At 69.8% G+C, this 2,461-nt stretch carries 2 protein-coding genes and 2 pseudogenes; all 4 read left to right on the top strand.

What is annotated here, in order from left to right; all coding sequences use genetic code 11:
* Window positions 1-209, top strand: a pseudogene (locus ACLML9_RS28435) (primosome assembly protein PriA); the annotation flags it as partial.
* A gap of 481 nt (window positions 210-690) precedes the next feature.
* Window positions 691-1,338, top strand: coding sequence for a PadR family transcriptional regulator (locus ACLML9_RS28430; protein WP_411948378.1), 648 nt, complete (start codon window positions 691-693; stop codon window positions 1,336-1,338).
* Between the two features lie 83 nt (window positions 1,339-1,421).
* Window positions 1,422-2,018: pseudogene (locus ACLML9_RS28425) on the top strand (esterase/lipase family protein); the annotation flags it as partial.
* Window positions 2,017-2,427, top strand: coding sequence for a hypothetical protein (locus ACLML9_RS28420; RefSeq protein WP_411948379.1), 411 nt, complete (start codon window positions 2,017-2,019; stop codon window positions 2,425-2,427). The pseudogene ACLML9_RS28425 and the gene ACLML9_RS28420, both read left to right, overlap by 2 nt.
* Window positions 2,428-2,461 lie beyond the last annotated feature (34 nt).

The raw sequence follows: 2,461 nt of genomic DNA, 5'->3' as shown, positions 1-2,461 counted from the left end.
TGCCGCTACCGGCTGCCGCGCGGCTGCCCTCCGGCGCGCGCGGCGACAGCGACGACCCGGGTACCGAGGTAGAACGGGTGCTGCTGCGTACACCGCGATCACGTGGCGCGGCGCTGACGCGGGCGCTGACGGCGGCGCAGGTGATCCGGAGCAGTCAGCGGGCGGGGTCGCCGCCGCGGATTCAGATAGACCCGCTGGAAATCGGCTGACCTGACCGGGGCCGGGGCCATATGGCGCACCGAGCCCGTGCGGTAGACCGTGGCGAGCAGGCGGCCCGGTCGCGCACCCGAAGGGCCGCGGCGGAGGAGTCGTTCAGGCACGTCGGGGTCGCACTCTGGTCGCGTACGCCGATCCATCGTTTCGGCAGCACTCGACCAGGCGGCTTCGAACCGGTCGGTCGGAGATCGGGGCGGCGGCAGCGCAGCCGGACCGATTCACCCGGTCGACGATCAGGGCCGCGCAGTGTTCGGGCTCCGCGAGGAGCAGCTCGTCCACGGCGGCGAGGGGCGGTGTCCGCGCGCCGAGGGAACCTCCGGCTGGTGGTGGCGGAGGCGGACGGTATTCGGTGGCGCCGCTGTCCGCGTGGTGTCGGGACGATCGAGGAATCAATCCGACAGAGGGTTGCGCTGGATAGATTGCCGATATATCGTCGATGCTACGCAAACCGATCGAGTAGCTCAGGAGGCTGCTATGGAGAACATCGAGAACACAGAATTTCGCCGGGGTCGCGGGCGTCGTGGGCGCGGCCCACGTCCGGGCGGCTTCGGTCCGGGCGGTCCGTTCCGGCACGGTGGCCCGCCGGGTTTCGGCCCGGGGTTCGGCGGGGACTTCGGTCCCGGATTCGGCCCGGGATTCGGACGCGGGCGCGGCCGGGGCGGCCGAGGCCGGCGCGGCGATGTACGGGCGGCGATCCTGTTGCTGCTCGCCGAGCGTCCCATGCACGGCTACGAGCTGATCCAGCAGATCCGCGAACGCAGTGACGACCTCTGGCGGCCCAGCCCCGGATCCATCTATCCGGCGCTGTCGCAGTTGGAGGACGAGGGTCTGATCACCATCGAGAAAATCGCCGGCCGCAAGACCGCGCAACTGACCGAGACAGGGGCAGCTCATGTGACGGAGAACCGGGCAGAGCTCGGGGACCCGTGGGCCGATGTCAAGGAAGGGGTCGGCGCGCACACCAGCGATCTGCGGGCCCTGATCGGCCCGCTCATGGGCGCGGTCGCGCAGGTGGCGGCGGCAGGCACCCCGGAGCAGGCGGCCAAGGCGGCCGAGGTGCTCACCGATGCCCGGAAAGCGTTGTACCGCATCCTCGCCGGAGACGAGGACTCCGGCAAGTAACGGGGTGATCAAAACCTCCGGCCCCGGTTTTCCGCCGAGCCGGCAGGGTGGAAGATTGTGTTGTGAAACAACTTCGATGGCCGATGGGGCGGGACGGTTCACAAACCGGCAGGCGTGTTCTGCGGGCGGTGACCGTGGCTGTCGCACTGGCCGGGTCGGTGTTGCTCGCGAGTGTCGAGAGCACCGCCCAGCCGGCCGGTTACCTCCCCGCGTCGGTCCCCATGGACCCGGCCCCACCGCAACCCGACCAGCTGGGAGCGGTGCTCTATATGAAATCCCATCCGGACGCGGTGCCCCGCGGCGCCAACGATTTCGGGTGCGTCCCGGACGCGGCCCATCCGCGACCGGTGATCCTCGCGCACGGCACCGACGCGAGCGCCTACACCGACTGGTCGGTCATCGGGCCGCAGCTCGTGGACCACGGCTTCTGCGTCTTCGCCCTGAACTACGGAGGTAAACCGGGCGCCGGCACCTACGGCACCGAGGACATCGTGCTCAGCGCCTACCAGATCGCGCAGTTCGTCGACGAGGTACGCGCCGCGACGGGCGCCCGGCAGGTCGATCTGGTCGGATTCTCCCAGGGCGCCAATGTCACCCGCTACTACATCAACAAGCTCGGCGGCGCGCCCAACGTCGGCAACTGGGTCGGTCTGGCCTCGCCCACCTACGGCGGGGTGCTTGTACGGCCTGGTCCCGATCGCCGAGCAGCTTCCGGGCGCGATGGACCTGGCGACCCGGGCGGTCTCCGTGGCGGCGGTCCAGCAGGTGCAGGGTTCACCGTTCATGCGGGAACTCAACGCGGGCGGCGACACCGTGCCGGGGGTGCGCTACACCACGGTCGGCAGCCGGGTCGACGAAGTGATCCAGCCCTTCGGCAATATCGCCCTGCGCGGACCGGGGGCACACAACATCGTCCTGCAGGACCGCTGCCCGGTCGACCTCACCGGTCATTTCCACATGGTGTACGACCCGTACGTATTCCAGTTGCTGTTCCAGACCCTCGACCCCGAACACGCCTCCGAACCGGTATGCGTCCCGGTACCGCTCGGCACCGGCATCCCCCAGGTGATCATCGGCGGGAACATCTGAGGCCGGGTCGACGGCGTCGCCTCCGGCGCCTCGT

This window comes from Nocardia sp. NPDC002869, from assembly GCF_046764065.1.
GTDB classification, from domain to species: Bacteria; Actinomycetota; Actinomycetes; order Mycobacteriales; family Mycobacteriaceae; genus Nocardia; species Nocardia rhamnosiphila.
The sequence above is the reverse complement of the archived record's forward strand: the minus strand, read 5'-3'. Positions and strand labels throughout refer to the sequence as shown.